Below are 14727 nucleotides of genomic sequence, written 5' to 3' on the forward strand. Positions count from 1 at the left end.
GGACGATAACGGGTCCTCCCGGTGAAGTTCGTTCACACTCCGAAAGTAGCTTTCGGCCATTCTTCGTCCCAAGAGCTCTTACAGCCGACGCCCGAAGGCGAAGAAGCTCTCTCTCTGATTGACGGGCTATGGCTTACTTCCTTCCATCAACGCTTTGCATGTAATAGTTGCTGCAACTGTCTAAAGTATATCGGCCAACGCGACGTCTGTCAAATGGTCTTTCGCCTGACGTAATAAGCGAAGATATGCTGGACGATCACTTTAAGCGCCGCAAAGATCGGAACCGCCAGAATCATTCCGACAATGCCCGCAATCTCTCCACCGACCAGCAAAGCGAAGATGATCGCCAGCGGATGAATATGGAGCGTGCGCCCAACCACCTGCGGGGACACGACATTGCCCTCAAGCACTTGGCAAGCCATGTTGACGATGACGACAAACAGCACCATTTTCATCGAAATCGTGGACGCAACGAGAAGGGCCGGAGCCGCGCCAAAGAATGGACCCAAGTACGGAATAATGTTCGTAACCGACACAATGCTGGCGAGCAGCAGCGGATACGGAAGCCCGATAATGATGTAGCCGATATAAGCGAGTATGCCAACGATGATGCAGACGATAAATTGCCCCCGAATGTAGCTACCGAGCGCCGTATCGATATCCTTGAGCAGCCTGACGGTATGCTTGCGGTGCGACTTCGGAACGTAGGTAATAACCGTCCGCTCGAACAAATCGAAATCCTTCAATATATAAAATGCCAGGAACGGGATGATAAAAGCGATAAATACCGCATTTACGACAGACCCGATATTGTTGATGAAATGGGATACCGTATCCGACAGCTTCTTCTCCATCTGATAAATGGACTTGTTCATCCCGTCCCGGATGCTGTCCGGAAGGAAGGATGTATTGTTCAAGTCGCTCACGAGGCTTTCCGCGCGATAGGTCAGATCGGGAACATGGCGGTTCAACTCGTCCATCTGTTCCTTGAACATCGGGATCACGTTAACCAATATGACGGCGAGCGCCGCGCAAAACACGGCATAAATCAGCAGTACCGCCGCGGTCCGGGGAACCTTCCGCTCATGCAGCATCGTCACAACCGGATTCAGCACGTAAGATACGATCATTGCGATAATAAACGGGGCGAGGATCGACCTCAAGAACACGTAAAGATGAATAAAAATAGGCTTTACCAACAGCAGCAGATACAGGGCAAGAAGCCCCATAATGATATAAACCAGCCACACAAACAGACGGCTCTTCGTCAACCGTTCCACCGTCTTCACCCCCGCTTGTTTCATTCCCGTAAGCCATAGATTGACAGAGCAATCTGCTTCAGTATATGTACAAGCGCTCCTTTTCATCCATAAATGCCTAATTCGTATTTATTCCGCCACGATCCACTTCATCTGCAATAAGCGTCCTTCTTGGCATTCCCTTTGTTTCGGTTGGATTTGAACCTATAAAAACAGCAAAAAGGACGGCCCTAAGCCGTCCTGAAGTCGTCACCCGATCTATGAAACCGCTAATTGATTTGAATTTGCGGCATTTCCTCTTCAAAGAATAAATCGTCGAGCGAACTTAACGTTCCGTCCTCTTCCACTTGATAGACCGACATCTTCTCACCGTTCACCGTCAGCTCTATGAAGCAGCCCCAGCAGTAGAACTGATGGGAACCGATTTTACCAATATCCTTTGAATTGCAATTGGGACATCTCATCATCTTTCATTTCTCCCTATTTATCGAATTGGAAGCTGCGACAGGCTCCAATTCCGCTTCACTGACAGCAGGAACGATAATCGCGTCTTCCCCGAGCAGCACGGCATCCGGATCATCCGGGGCCTTCAGCCATTTGCGCCCTTCCATCAGATCCGATATAAAGCCATCCGTAAGCTCATAGCCTACTATTTGTGTACCCTGAAACGGGTAAAAATAAACATCGGATACTCTTCCTAGCTGTATGCCTTGCACCGTTACGACAGGCAATTCCTTCAGCTTTACCACGCCGGTCTCAAAAGAACGTCCGATTTCGGCCGCTTTAACCGGCTTTATGGCGGATTCCCTTGATATAAATACCGCGTCTTCGCCGCAGGTTAATACTTCTGCCCATTCCACGGTTTTAACCGATGTCGCAAACCATTTTGCGCCTTCTACGATAAGACCGATTAACCGCCAATGTTCATCGAACCAAGCGTCCTTGACAAAGCCGACATGCTTGCCGGAATGAATGACAAGCACCGGCAGCCCGATTAATTGCTGGAGTTTGATCATGGCGTGCTCGGGGCCTCCTACTGATTGGTACGGATCCGCTCCACGATTGTCGCGATTTTGAGTGCAGCGTCTTCCAGTTCCTCCACAGTATTCCCCAAACCAAAGCTGAATCGTACAGCCGAATTCAAACGTTCCTCCGGAAGGTTCATTGCCTTCAGCACATGCGACCTTTCGAGCGAACCCGACGTACAGGCGGAACCGCTAGCCGCGGCAATGCCTTCCATGTCGAGATTCATAAGCATCGTCTCCGTATCAATCCCGATAAAGCTGATATTTACGATATTCGGAAGATAATGCTCCGCGTTTCCGTTTATAACGATCTCCGTTTTCCCGGCCAGCGCGGCTTTCAGCTTGTCTACCCATTCTGTACGAAGCTTGTCCAGGAAAAGTTTCTTGTTATCCCGATCGTTCACACAAATTTCAACAGCTTTAGCGAAACCGGTAATGCCGGCGACATTTTCCGTCCCCGGTCTCCGCTTTCGCTCCTGCGACCCACCGTGAGCGATAGGCTCAAACGGCGTGCCGTTTGCCAAATATAAAGCGCCTACGCCCTGCGGACCGTTTATTTTATGCGCGGAAAAGCTCATCAAATCAACCGGCAGCTCGGACAGCCGGTACGCAGCCGTGCCAAAGGATTGGACGGCATCCACATGGAACAATATGCCATGGGCATGAGCAAGCTCGCCAATCTCTTCGATTGGCTGCAAGGTGCCGATTTCGTTGTTGCCGTGCATAATGCTGATAAGCCCCGTGGTTGGCCGAATCGCTGCGGCAATCTCGTCCACCGAGACGCGGCCTGTCTGATCTACCGGCAGGTACGTCACTTCATAACCTGCCTCGGCTAACGCCTCGCAGGTATGCAGGACGGCATGATGCTCCGCGCTTGATGTAATGATATGGGTTTTGCCCTTCTTCCTCATCGCCGCTGCTGCGCCGATAATAGCCGCGTTGTCGCTTTCCGTTCCGCCGGAGGTGAAGATCAGCTCGGAAGGCTTGCATCCGAGCGCGGCCGCGATCAAATCGCGGGCCCGGTTCACTCTCTGCTTCGCCGCGCGCCCGAAGGCATGCATGCTGGACGGGTTGCCGCCGGCCCCCGTCATCACTTCCAGCATCGCTGCGGCTACATCCGGGTGCATCGGCGTTGTAGCTGCGTGGTCAAAATAATACTTTTGCATACGAATCCCTCATTAAATATAGAACATATAGCTGTCGGCAACGCCGGCATCCTGGTAGTTCACCAGATCGGCCAAGGTTGTCTGATCAAGCACGCTTGCGATACTGTCGCGGATGCGCAGCCACAAATCGCGTTTGGCCGGGTCATCCTCTTCCGTGAAATCTACCGGGGAAATCGGGCCTTCCAATATACGAATCACGTCACCGGCCGTAATCGTCTCCGGTTCCTTGGACAAGATATAACCGCCATAAGCGCCGCGAATACTTTTTACGAGTCCGGCATTGCGAAGCGGTGCAACCAATTGCTCCAGGTAGTGTTCGGAAAGCTGATTGCGCTCGGCAATGCTCTTAAGTGAAATCGGACCTTCGCCGAATTTTCCCGCAAGCTCCATCATAATGGTGAGGCCGTAACGGCCTTTCGTCGATATTTTCATATTCGGGCACCTCTCTTAAGTAGTAGTTGTTCCAATCGATAGCGCGTATGTTAGCGTATTGTTTGTTATAATTACGGGTATTCCCATATCATATCTATGTTAACACAACCTTTTGCGACATGCGAGAAAAGGATTGACTTTTCATGAAAAAGTTTCTCGACTATGTTACAATAGTACGAAGTCCGTTCGCGGAGAGCAACTCTTGCGAGACGGTCTTAGAAGTGTGAAGAACAAGGTGGTGCGCGTGATGGTCAAATCGAAGCAGGAAACACGCGTCGTTGTCGGGATGTCCGGCGGAGTTGACTCCTCCGTAACGGCTCTGCTGCTCAAGCAGCAAGGCTATGACGTGGTTGGCATATTTATGAAAAACTGGGATGACACCGATGAATTCGGGCATTGCACGGCGGAAGAGGACGCTGAGGATGTGCGCCGGGTTTGCGACCAGATCGGGATCCCTTATTATACCGTAAACTTTGAGAAGCAGTATTTCGATAAAGTGTTTACTTATTTCCTCGATGAATACAAGCGCGGCCGGACGCCTAATCCGGATGTGATGTGCAACCGGGAGATCAAATTCGGGGATTTCCTCAAAAAAGCGAACGAGCTAGGCGCCGATTATCTGGCAACCGGCCATTATGCCCGGGTTGAACGGAACGAAGACGGCGAGACAAGGCTGCTCCGCGGCGTTGACGGCAATAAGGATCAAACTTATTTCCTGAGCGCTTTGAATCAGAAGCAGCTCGAGAAAGCCATGTTCCCGATCGGGCATCTTCCTAAGCCGGAAGTACGCCGCATTGCGGAAGAGGCGGGTCTGTATACCGCGAAGAAAAAAGACAGCACCGGCGTTTGCTTTATCGGCGAGCGCAACTTCAAGGAATTCCTGAGCGGTTATCTGCCTGCCCGCCCCGGCGATATGGTTGATATCCGTACCGGCGAGGTAAAAGGACGACATGACGGCCTCATGTATTATACGCTAGGCCAGCGTCAAGGCCTTGGAATCGGCGGATCCGGCAACGGCGAGCCTTGGTTTGTGGCTGACAAGGATCTGGAGCGCAACATTCTTTACGTTGTGCAGGGCGAATCCCATCCAAGCCTTTATTCCACGGGACTTACGGCAAGCGGCATGAACTGGATTGCGCCTCATCGACCGGAAGGCACCTTCCGTTGCACCGCGAAGTTCCGTTACCGCCAGCCGGATCAAGGCGTAAGCGTAACGCTGCAAGCTGACGGCACGGCGGAAGTTGTATTCGACAATCCGCAAAAGGCGATTACGCCTGGGCAAGCCGTTGTTTTATACGATGGCGATCTCTGCCTTGGCGGCGGCACGATTGATGTCGTTCACAAGATTGATGAAGCCGCGTTTGAAGCATTGGCCAAATAAATGAAGCAAGCCCCCTTGCCCGAATGGACAAGGGGGTTTATTTTTTCCTCATGAATGTCCCTCCGCTTTTCCTTCCGGACCGTATCTTCCTTTCCATACGCCCTGCTGCGCCTGCATGTTGAGCTTATGCAACAGAACGCGCGAAATCCGCAAGTGATCCGTTTCCTCGATAATAAACGCATATTCCCCGCCATAGTCAATCCGCTGCCCGCTTGTTGGCGGAATTTCGATCTGGGAGTATATCCAGCCGCCAATCGTATCGTAATTGTCGCTTTCGATATCCATGCCGAAATAGCTGTTCACTTCCTCGATCAGCATCATCCCGCTGATGGAGTAGACCGAATCGTCCCGTTTCTCGATCTCCGCCCGCTCTTCGTCAAATTCATCCTGAATCTCTCCAACTATCTCTTCCATAATGTCTTCCAGCGTAACGAGACCGGATGTCCCTCCGTATTCATCGATGAGCATGGCGATTTGCGCTTTTCTCTTTTGCATCAGGATAAGCAGATTGCTGATTTGCATCGAATCGGGAACCGTCGTAATCGCCCTTGTAATCTGCCGGATATCGGTCAGGCTATGCGTCGTGTCCTTCAGCAAGTCTTTTATATGAACGAAACCGATAATATTGTCCTTGTCATGATCGCAGACGGGATATCTCGTATGCATCTCGTTTAATGCGATAGCCTTGTTGTCTTCCAGAGACAGATGAACATACAGGCAGACCATCTCCGTGCGCGGAATCATAATCTCTCGGGCATTGGTCTCGGCAAATTCAAATATATTATCGACAAGAGTCAGCTCCGTATTGTTGATCAGTCCGCTCTTATGGCTCTCCTGCATGAGAATGCGGATTTCTTCCTCCGTATGGGCGGAATGCTGCTCGGATGCCGGCTCGACGCCAAGCCGCTTCAGGAGCTGATTCGCCAGACCGTTCAATACCCAGATAAACGGATACATCAGCTTGTGGAACATGACGAGAGGCGTTGCGGTAAGCAGGGTTACGGTTTCCGCCTTGCGGATAGCCAGCGTTTTGGGGGCGAGTTCACCGAGGACAATATGGAGAATGGTAATAAATAAAAAGGCGATGATGAAGGAAATCGAATGAATCCACACCGGATTGCCCCAGCCAAGCGCGAGAAACCACGGCTCGATCAAATCCTTGATCGCCGGTTCCCCTATCCAGCCAAGACCAAGCGAGGCCAGTGTAATCCCCAGCTGGCACGCAGACAAATAGGCATCGAGATTGCCCGTCAAATGCGAGGCAAGCTTCGCCCGCATATGACCCTCGGCCGCCAGCGTTTCGATCCGGGTGCCCCGGACCTTGACCATGGCGAATTCCGCGGCAACAAACAGACCGTTCATAAACACCAGAAAAACGATAAGAACCAGCTGCATAACCATCGGAAGCGGATCACTCAATACAGTCCCCTGCAGCCGTGCGACCTGCACAGCAGCAGGTGCACCTCCTTCGAGAAGGGAATTTGCGATTCTGTAAAGATACGGTAATTTAAGTTTATTCCGCGTAAACCTTGCATTATGACGATTTATTGCCTTCGAATATTGTTCAAAAAGGCAAAGTCGAAACGAATGCCCGATCTGTTATAATGACATCAATTCATCCAATAAAACAAAGGGGAATTTTCTGATGAAACGTATCCTTTTTATTTGCCTGGCCGCCTTATTCTTGGTGCCGGGCATCGCAATGGCTCATTCCAAGATTACCGTATCCACCCCTGCCAAGGAGGAGACCGTTACCGTCTCTCCTGCCGAGATTTCCATGACCTTCAACACCGATATCGAAAAGCTGAGCCAATTCAAGCTGCTCGATGAATCCGGCAAAGAGGTTCCGACCGGAGATATTTCCGTAAGCAAGGCGACCATGAGCGGTTCGGTGACAGAACCCCTGAAGAATGGGGCCTATACGGTAAAATGGACGATTATCGGCGCTGACGGTCATGCGGTTGACGGCGAATACGCCTTTACGGTTAATGCCCCGGAAGCAACGCCTTCTCCAACGCCGGAAGCCGCGGCAACCCCGGCTGATTCGTCTCCGTCTCCAAGTGCCGAAGTTACGGAAGCACCGGATGCAAGCGCATCCGCGGATGATAACGCCTCCGAGGAGCCTTCTCCTTCGGATCCGGCAGAGGACGCTAAGGCTGAGTCCGGCAATAACAATGGTGTCAATGCCGCGGTTTGGGTAATTGCCGGCGTGATTGTGATTGCAGGGGTAGCTATCGTGATCCGGAGGGGCCGCAAATGAGTTACGTCAGCGAGGCTCTGCTCTATGTCTGCTTCGCCATCCTGACCGGAACGTTTATTCTGCGGGTCGTCCCGGAACAAAGACGTCCGGAGATACATATTCCGAACTGGCTGCCACTCGTTTGCGCGCTTGCGATTCCGGTACTCGAATACGTGCCTATTCATGATTCCGCGGTGCTGTTTGCCAAGGATACGGACGTTACGTACGGCGAGATGGTGAAAAGCATCCTGCTGGAGCTGAACAACGGCAAGGCCTGGATCTGGTCGGCTGTGGCTTCCGTCGGCCTTGCTTTTCTGCTTGGCCTGCCCTCCTTCCGCAACGATAAGCATATGCCGAAGGTCAGCTTGTTCATTATGTTTCTGTTAATTCTCTGGATTGGTTATGCCAGCCATGCGACTTCGCTTTACGGCACCAAGGGCTGGCTTGTCCACTCCGCGCATTTCCTGGCCGTAACCGTATGGATTGGCGTGCTGTTGATCGCCAGCTGGTTCTCCGCGAGCAGCCGCAGCTGGGAGGCGTTCCTGGCCTGGTTCTCGCCGCTTGCCATCGGCTGCATGCTGATCGCTTTTATCGCCGGCATTACGCTTATGACCTTTACTACGCCGCAGTACGTCAATTCGTGGATGCTTCCTTACGGGCAAATGCTTCTGCTGAAGCATTTGCTCCTAGCGCCGCTGCTTTTATTTGCCTATACGAACGGCTTCGGCTACCGGAACAAGCTTAAGGAGTCAAGCGGCTTTAACCCCCTCCCGTGGCTCAGAGCGGAGAGTATCATCGCAATGCTGCTCTATATCGTCACAGGAGTGCTGGGTCAGCAGACGCCTCCCCATAACGTGAAGGAAACGCTGCAAGGGGTATCTCCTTCCAAGCTGTTCACGACCGTCTACAACGGACATTTCAGTCCCGATCTGTCCCTGAAGCTTTCCATCGGGCTGGACAGCATTCTTATGCTTGCCGCGGCTCTCGTCATGATCTACGGACTCATTCAGATGTACAAGGAAAACAAAATTTTACCGGCTTTTGTTATGGGGCTGCTGACGACGGTATTTGGTTACTTTGCTCTCATGTTCGGTATTGGTTAATGGATAGAAAAAAGCGCCGCTTCGTCATGGAAGCGGCGCTTTTTCGTCCTATTATTTTGTAAGCGTAATGCCATAGTTTTCAGCAAGCTGATCCAGCATCAGGTTAGCTGCTTTAATGCCGCCGGCCGTATTCCAGATCGCGTCGTCCACCCGGTAGGCATGGCCTGCTTTTACCGCGCTGAGACCTTTCCAGATCGGATCGTTTGTCCACTCCTGCTCTTGAGCGGAGCCCTTGCCGTCACCCGTATCGTAAGTGAAGTAGAAGATCCGGTCCGCATCCGCTTCCGGCAGGCGCTCCTTCGTGATTTCGTCGGCAAACGTTTCCTTCGAATTCAGCGTCATCTCATTGCGTGCCAATCCGATCTGAGCCGCGATTACGCCGGAGAAGGTATCCGTATGATAGACGCGCGTTTTTCCGCCCATGAAACGGACGAACGACACGGTTTCCTTCAATTTGTCTCCGGCTTGCGCTTTGAAATCTTCAATGCGGGCGTCAAAGTCGGCAATCAGCTTGTTGCCCTCTTCGGTTTTGCCAAGCGCTTCGGCATACAGCTTGAAATTATCCTTCCATGCGCCGCGAAGCGTTTCAGCTTCCACCGTTGGCGCGATAGCTTTCAGCTGTTCATAGATTTCCTCATGTCTCATTTTGTTCGCGAGAATAAGATCCGGCTGCAGTCCGGCGATAAGCTCCAAATTCGGCTGGCCTTCTTCGCCTACCACTTCCACGCCTTCCATGTCCGCCGCGATATGGTTGTACCACGGGTTGCCCGTAAACGATTTGACAGCGCCAACCGGCTTTACGCCAAGCGCCAATACGGCTTCCGTTCCTTCATTCGTAAGAACCACAACCCGCTTCGGCGTGCCTTTAATTTCGGTTTCGCCCATTGCATGCTTCACGATACGGGTCTCGTTCGAAGCGGCCTGCTCCGGATTACCTGCTTGGTTATTGGATGTATCTGTACCTGCGTTATTGTTGGAATTCGATCCGCAGCCTGCTGCCAGAACAGCGATAATCATTGTACAAAGCATCAGCCAAATCATTTTCTTTCCGTTAAAACGGTTCTTCATGTGAATGAGTGCCCCCCGATGATAATATTTCTCACTTGGACAATATAAAAGAAAACCGCTACATAGTCAACATAAATTTGATAACGATTCTCATATTCATTGACAGGGCAATAACTCCTCTATTAAAATTCACTAGGTACATAAATATAATAAGTTGCCATCCGAGATAAAGGAGTTCGCAAACAGCCATGAGACTAACAGGATTCATACTATCTCTCCTGCTCCTTGGAGCAGCGATTATATGCAGCATTGCCTTCGGCATAACGGATATCCCGCTTGCAACGGTATTTGATGCCATCTTTCATTATCAGCCCTCTAACCAAGAGCATTTGATCATACAGACGGCAAGGGTTCCGCGGGCTCTAGTCGCAGCTGCTGCCGGCGCCAGCCTGGCTGTCGCTGGCGCCCTGATGCAGGTCGTTACGCGCAATCCGATAGCTTCGCCAAGCGTATTCGGCGTCAATTCCGGAGCTTCCTTTATGGTTGTTGTGGCATCCGGCTGGCTTGGCATTAACGGCATGCAGCCCCTTACACTTCTTGCCCTGCTCGGCGCGGCAATCAGCGGTGCAATCGTATTCGTCCTTGGCAGCATTGGGCGTGACGGTATGACGCCAGTCAAAATCACGTTGGCGGGCGCTTCGATCGCCGCATTCTTCGCGTCGCTCACCCAGGGCTTTATGCTCTCCAGCGGCAAAATGTTCGATCAGGTGCTGGTCTGGCTTGTCGGCTCGGTTGCCGGCCGCGACATGCATATGCTTGTCAGCGTGCTGCCTTACATGGCGGTTGGCCTAATCATTGCCATGGCACTTTCCCGTCATTTGAACGTTCTTGGCATGGGCGACGATATTGCCCAGACGTTGGGCCAGCGGACCCCTGTTGTCAAATGGCTCGCTTCCGCAGCGGTTATTCTGCTGGCGGGCGCATCGGTTGCCGTTGCCGGCCCGATTGCTTTCGTGGGTATCATTATTCCGCATATCGTCCGTTATTTCGTTGGCGCGGATTATCGCTGGGTTATCCCTTATTGCGCCGTTCTTGGCGGCGTGTTGCTGGTAGCAGCCGACATCGGCTCCCGCTACATCGCAATGCCGCGAGAGGTGCCGGTGGGCGTGATGACCGCCGTAATCGGAGTACCTTTCTTTGTCTATATCGCCAGGAAAGGAAGACAGACATCATGAGCAAATACAAGACGGTCCGGCTGAGCAGCCCCAAGCTGTCCTATCTTCTCGAACGCAGAGCATTATGGACAACGCTCATTTTGCTCCTGCTCTGCGCTGCGGGCGCCATTATAAGCACCGGAATCGGCAGCCAGTTCATCTCGCCCCTTGACGTGGTCAAATCGATCATCGGAAAAGGGAGCGCCATGCATGACGTTATCGTATTAAAGCTCCGGCTGCCTCGCATCGTAATCGCCATGCTTGTTGGAGCGGCCCTGGCTTCGGCTGGCGCCGTGCTGCAGGGACTGATCCGCAATCCGCTGGCTTCGCCCGATGTTACCGGGATAACGGAAGGCGCGTCCCTCGGCACGGTCTTGTTTCTCTTTTTCCTTGGCGGCCGTGTCTCCGTCCATTGGATGCCCGTAGCCGCCATTCTCGGCGCTTACGCGGTTACGTTTATTCTCTATATTCTGTCCTGGAAAAACGGCGCTTCGCCGCTCCGGATGGTTCTCATCGGAACCGGATTGTCGGCTGCGTTCAAGTCCATCTCTTACATGTTTATTATTTCCAGCCCTTATTTCCTGGCAAATCGGGCGATGACCTTTATGACGGGCAGCATCTACGGTTCGTCCTGGGCGAAGGATGTTTATACGCTGCTTCCATGGCTGATTGTCCTGCTTCCTGCCACGTGGCTCATGGCCCGCCATATTAATGTACAAGCGCTTGGCGATGAGGTTGCCGGCAGCGCAGGCGCTCACGTGCAGAAGCACCGGTTTATCCTGCTGCTCCTAAGCGTATCGCTGGCAGGGGCTGCCGTTGCGATTGGCGGCGCGATTGCCTTTATTGGCCTGATTGCCCCGCATATGGCGCGGAAGCTTGTCGGCTCGTCCTTTGGCGGACTGCTGCCTGTCAGCGCTTTGATTGGCGCTATTTTATTGCTTGTATCCGATCTGATTGCCCGAACCGTCTTCGCTCCGCTGGACATACCGGCCGGCGTCTTCACCGCGGCTATCGGCGCGCCGTTCTTCTTATTTATGTTATATCGCCACCGCAACCAATAACGAAGCTGGAGGAAGTCAACCATGAGCATGCTTGAAGCGAAAGGAATCTCCCTTTCTTACGGCGGAGCATCCATATTTGAACAATTAAACTTAGCCATCCCCGATGGTAAAATAACAGTCCTGATCGGAAGCAACGGCTGCGGCAAATCCACGTTGCTGCGAGCCCTGTCCAAGCTGCTGAAGCCAACCAAAGGCGAAGTAACGCTAGGCGGCAAGGATCTGTCGTCCATACCGGCCAAGGCGGCCGCCAAGCAGCTTTCCCTGCTCCCGCAAGGCCCTGTTGCTCCGGAAGGACTTACCGTGCTGCAGCTTGTGAAGCAGGGCCGTTATCCTTACCAGACCTGGCTGCAGCAATGGTCGAAGGAAGACGAAGAAGCCGTGCAATCCGCCTTGCGCGCAACAGGCATTGAAGAGCTGGCGGAGCGTTCCGTCTCCTCCCTCTCGGGCGGGCAGCGGCAGCGCGCCTGGATCGCCATGACATTGGCGCAGCAGACAGGCATTATTCTGCTTGACGAGCCTACCACGTATCTGGACCTGACTCATCAGATTGAGGTGCTTGATCTGCTCCAGGAAATGAACGAGCGGGATGGCCGGACCATCGTTATGGTTCTGCATGACATTAACTTGGCCTGCCGGTACGCCGATCATATTGCAGCCGTGAAGAACGGTGCCATCTATTCGCAAGGGGCGCCTTCCGAAATTGTTGACGCTTCGATGATCGAGGAAGTGTTCCATCTGAAATGCGATGTCATTCGGGATCCGCTGTACGATACGCCGATGATTGTGCCCCATGGGCGGAAAAAGCGAAGTAATGACGAGGGGTAACATGACGGAGGATAGTGAATTGATCGCCATGGACAGGTATATCTCCTTCAGCCGCTGTTGTTTTCCCTTTTCCTGATCTCAGCTTTTAAGGGTTGAAAAGGGAAAACAAAGGCGGACGCTGCGCTCTTCAGAAGATATACCTTTACCCCGGCGCCATTCGCTTTTTAAAAGAAAAAGATAAAAACAAAAAGGACCTCTTGCTGGGTCCTTTTTACATACAAAAAATAAGGGTTGATGTAGGTATGAATTTGATTAATAATGAAGATTGGACGTTTTTTGCAAATACAAAATATGTATATTTATGCATACAATCTATTTTGAAAAGGATTATTACATATGAATTCTCGAAGGCAACTTCTTTTTTTAGTAACTTCCTTTACTATACTGAGTATTTTAACATGCTCAAAACTCGTTCTGACTTACTACTCCACGGGGAACGCAACGCAAACGACTTTGGCGAAGCAGTATATAACCATTGCGCAAGATATGGCGGCCGGACTGGACAAATCGGCGTACGAACATTTTCTTCAAACCAAGCAGCCGGATCCCTCCATCATTCAGTATCTCGAGGAGTACCGCTCCCGGATCCATGCTCTGTACGTTTATACGCTGCTCCTGGATGACACGGATGTCGCCAAGGTGATGTTGTCGGCGGTTCCAACCGAGTCCGAACTGCTACCAATCGGCTCTCCTTGCACGGTGCCGCCTAAACAGGTCAATCAGGCGAAAGACGGATTGGAGTATTATACCGGCATCATACAGGATAAGACGCATGGCGTCTATTTGTCCATAGGCGTGCCTATTGTCAGCGAGTCCGGGAAGCTGCTTGGCGTTATGGCCATCGATATTGATGCCAGCCAGCTGGAATCCATCAGCCAAGAGGTTATTAACAGCAACAAAGTTGTCTTCACCATCGACATTCTTTTTGCCGTCATTTTGCTGCTCGCCTTTTTTGTCCTTAGAAAATGGCACAAAACCCGTTTGAAGCAGGATCTTTACGAATCCGAGCAAATGTATATTTCCGAGATGGGGAAAGTCATCGATTCCATCAAATCCAGCCGTCATGACCGAATGAACCATCTTCAGGTGCTTCACGGTTTACTGACGCTGAAGAAGTACGACAGGGCAACGGAATATTTGAAGCAGCTGGCAGCCGACTCCAGGGCTCTTGATCTGTCGATGAAAATCAATAATCCCGTTATTCTGATCTTGTTCCAAAGCAAATGGGAGCTGGCGCAATCCAAAGGCATAGAGATGCAGTTTGAGACCGATACCGATGAATACAGCAAAATCGAATCGATGGATCTGGTCAAAATATTCTCGAACCTGCTTGATAACGCCATTGAAGCTACCGAGATTTATGAGGGCAAGCTGCCGCGGCGTATTCTGGTGACCTCCCGCTCCAAGGGTGTCAAAAACGTCTATACGGTAGAAAATCCGGCCATATTGCATGCGAAGGATCAGAAGAATCTGTTCCACACCGACGGATATACGACCAAAGCGAATCCGAACGCCATGCGCGGCAACGGGCTGTCGATTATCGCAAAGACGGTTCATAAATATAACGGCGATATCCGCTTCCGCTACGAAAACGAAACCGTCAAGATTCAAATTACGCTCTAAGCAAAGAGGATCTTCCGCCGGAAGGTCCTCTTTGCGAATTATTTGCCTCGCTTCTCCGGGTACCTCACGATAATGTCCCACGTACTGTATTGTCGTATCCGAATATAATGAATAACAACTGTCATTAAAGACACTACTCCGGTAAAGGTATATATCGCCGTGCTCTCATCGTTTTCAGCGGAAGCCCAAGACCCCAAACCGTATATTAAACAAATAAGAGTTAAGATAGAGCCTGCTAGTATATAGGCGAATCTTCTGAATCTCGACCTTTTCATCTTAGTCATAAAATATTGGTAACAAGTTTCGCATATAACTGTTTTTCTTTTTCCAACCAGCTGTAAACATTCTGGGCAGTAGTCTTTCCCGCAAAAAGGGCAAGTTGTTGCATATT

14 protein-coding genes are annotated in these 14727 nt (G+C 51.5%); 7 read left to right on the forward strand and 7 right to left on the reverse strand.

The window, feature by feature from the left end:
- Window positions 1–209 precede the first annotated feature (209 nt).
- The 5 genes from CFI03_RS11105 to cymR form a co-directional block, all read right to left on the reverse strand.
- Window positions 210–1280: an AI-2E family transporter gene (locus CFI03_RS11105; protein ID WP_248757456.1), complete on the reverse strand. Its 1071-nt coding sequence runs from the start codon at window positions 1278–1280 to the stop codon at window positions 210–212.
- A 248-nt stretch (window positions 1281–1528) separates the two neighbouring features.
- Window positions 1529–1726 carry a hypothetical protein gene (locus CFI03_RS11110; RefSeq protein ID WP_015845916.1) on the reverse strand — a complete coding sequence of 66 codons (198 nt, stop codon included), beginning with the start codon at window positions 1724–1726 and terminating at the stop codon, window positions 1529–1531.
- Between the two features lie 3 nt (window positions 1727–1729).
- Window positions 1730–2275 (reverse strand): PRC-barrel domain-containing protein, encoded by a 546-nt coding sequence (locus CFI03_RS11115; protein WP_201009013.1) that lies wholly within the window; start codon window positions 2273–2275, stop codon window positions 1730–1732.
- Between the two features lie 17 nt (window positions 2276–2292).
- A complete protein-coding gene (locus tag CFI03_RS11120) occupies window positions 2293–3450 on the reverse strand; it encodes a cysteine desulfurase family protein (RefSeq protein WP_248757457.1) in 1158 nt (385 codons plus the stop codon).
- 12 nt (window positions 3451–3462) lie between these two features.
- The gene (cymR, locus tag CFI03_RS11125) at window positions 3463–3882 is read right to left on the reverse strand and encodes a cysteine metabolism transcriptional regulator CymR (protein ID WP_015845919.1); all 420 of its coding nucleotides are present in this window, start codon (window positions 3880–3882) and stop codon (window positions 3463–3465) included.
- Between the two features lie 202 nt (window positions 3883–4084).
- Here cymR and mnmA point away from each other — a divergent pair, with 202 nt between their 5' ends.
- Entirely contained in the window at window positions 4085–5263 is a 1179-nt protein-coding gene (gene mnmA / locus CFI03_RS11130; RefSeq protein WP_283094499.1) for a tRNA 2-thiouridine(34) synthase MnmA, read from the forward strand.
- A 48-nt stretch (window positions 5264–5311) separates the two neighbouring features.
- On the opposite strand, the gene CFI03_RS11135 is transcribed toward mnmA, so the two are convergent.
- Window positions 5312–6664: a hemolysin family protein gene (locus CFI03_RS11135; protein ID WP_248757483.1), complete on the reverse strand. Its 1353-nt coding sequence runs from the start codon at window positions 6662–6664 to the stop codon at window positions 5312–5314.
- 244 nt (window positions 6665–6908) lie between these two features.
- Between CFI03_RS11135 and CFI03_RS11140 the strand changes: the two genes are divergently transcribed.
- Together CFI03_RS11140 and CFI03_RS11145 are read left to right on the forward strand one after the other, a co-directional pair.
- Complete coding sequence (locus CFI03_RS11140; protein ID WP_248757458.1) at window positions 6909–7523, forward strand: copper resistance CopC family protein; 615 nt, start codon at window positions 6909–6911, stop codon at window positions 7521–7523.
- Window positions 7520–8605, forward strand: coding sequence for a copper resistance D family protein (locus CFI03_RS11145; RefSeq protein WP_248757459.1), 1086 nt, complete (start codon window positions 7520–7522; stop codon window positions 8603–8605). Before CFI03_RS11140 ends, CFI03_RS11145 begins: the two co-directional genes overlap by 4 nt.
- A gap of 51 nt (window positions 8606–8656) precedes the next feature.
- Here the strand turns inward: CFI03_RS11145 and CFI03_RS11150 are convergent, their stop codons facing one another.
- Entirely contained in the window at window positions 8657–9673 is a 1017-nt protein-coding gene (locus tag CFI03_RS11150) for an ABC transporter substrate-binding protein (protein WP_248757460.1), read from the reverse strand.
- A gap of 188 nt (window positions 9674–9861) precedes the next feature.
- Between CFI03_RS11150 and CFI03_RS11155 the strand changes: the two genes are divergently transcribed.
- From CFI03_RS11155 to CFI03_RS11170, 4 genes are all read left to right on the forward strand, one after another.
- Entirely contained in the window at window positions 9862–10848 is a 987-nt protein-coding gene (locus tag CFI03_RS11155; protein WP_248757461.1) for a FecCD family ABC transporter permease, read from the forward strand.
- On the forward strand, window positions 10845–11888 hold the full coding sequence (locus tag CFI03_RS11160; RefSeq protein WP_201007656.1) for a FecCD family ABC transporter permease: 1044 nt from the start codon (window positions 10845–10847) through the stop codon (window positions 11886–11888). The genes CFI03_RS11155 and CFI03_RS11160 overlap by 4 nt, the downstream gene beginning before the upstream one ends.
- 21 nt (window positions 11889–11909) lie before the next feature.
- Complete coding sequence (locus CFI03_RS11165; protein ID WP_248757462.1) at window positions 11910–12713, forward strand: ABC transporter ATP-binding protein; 804 nt, start codon at window positions 11910–11912, stop codon at window positions 12711–12713.
- 453 nt (window positions 12714–13166) lie between these two features.
- Window positions 13167–14336 (forward strand): GHKL domain-containing protein, encoded by a 1170-nt coding sequence (locus CFI03_RS11170; protein ID WP_248757463.1) that lies wholly within the window; start codon window positions 13167–13169, stop codon window positions 14334–14336.
- The last annotated feature ends 391 nt before the right edge of the window (window positions 14337–14727 follow it).

Source organism: Paenibacillus sp. ATY16, assembly GCF_003399985.2.
GTDB classification, from domain to species: domain Bacteria; phylum Bacillota; class Bacilli; order Paenibacillales; family Paenibacillaceae; genus Pristimantibacillus; species Pristimantibacillus glycanilyticus.

Bases quoted from the DNA above. Each gene is read 5' to 3' on its own strand.
- CFI03_RS11120 (WP_248757457.1), bottom strand. From the start codon at position 3,450: ATGCAAAAGTATTATTTTGACCACGCAGCTACAACGCCGATGCACCCG.
- CFI03_RS11145 (WP_248757459.1), top strand. From the start codon at position 7,520: ATGAGTTACGTCAGCGAGGCTCTGCTCTATGTCTGCTTCGCCATCCTG.
- cymR (WP_015845919.1), bottom strand. From the start codon at position 3,882: ATGAAAATATCGACGAAAGGCCGTTACGGCCTCACCATTATGATGGAG.
- CFI03_RS11165 (WP_248757462.1), top strand. From the start codon at position 11,910: ATGAGCATGCTTGAAGCGAAAGGAATCTCCCTTTCTTACGGCGGAGCA.
- CFI03_RS11140 (WP_248757458.1), top strand. From the start codon at position 6,909: ATGAAACGTATCCTTTTTATTTGCCTGGCCGCCTTATTCTTGGTGCCG.
- CFI03_RS11160 (WP_201007656.1), top strand. From the start codon at position 10,845: ATGAGCAAATACAAGACGGTCCGGCTGAGCAGCCCCAAGCTGTCCTAT.
- CFI03_RS11110 (WP_015845916.1), bottom strand. From the start codon at position 1,726: ATGATGAGATGTCCCAATTGCAATTCAAAGGATATTGGTAAAATCGGT.
- CFI03_RS11155 (WP_248757461.1), top strand. From the start codon at position 9,862: ATGAGACTAACAGGATTCATACTATCTCTCCTGCTCCTTGGAGCAGCG.
- CFI03_RS11115 (WP_201009013.1), bottom strand. From the start codon at position 2,275: ATGATCAAACTCCAGCAATTAATCGGGCTGCCGGTGCTTGTCATTCAT.
- CFI03_RS11135 (WP_248757483.1), bottom strand. From the start codon at position 6,664: ATGGTTATGCAGCTGGTTCTTATCGTTTTTCTGGTGTTTATGAACGGT.
- CFI03_RS11150 (WP_248757460.1), bottom strand. From the start codon at position 9,673: ATGAAGAACCGTTTTAACGGAAAGAAAATGATTTGGCTGATGCTTTGT.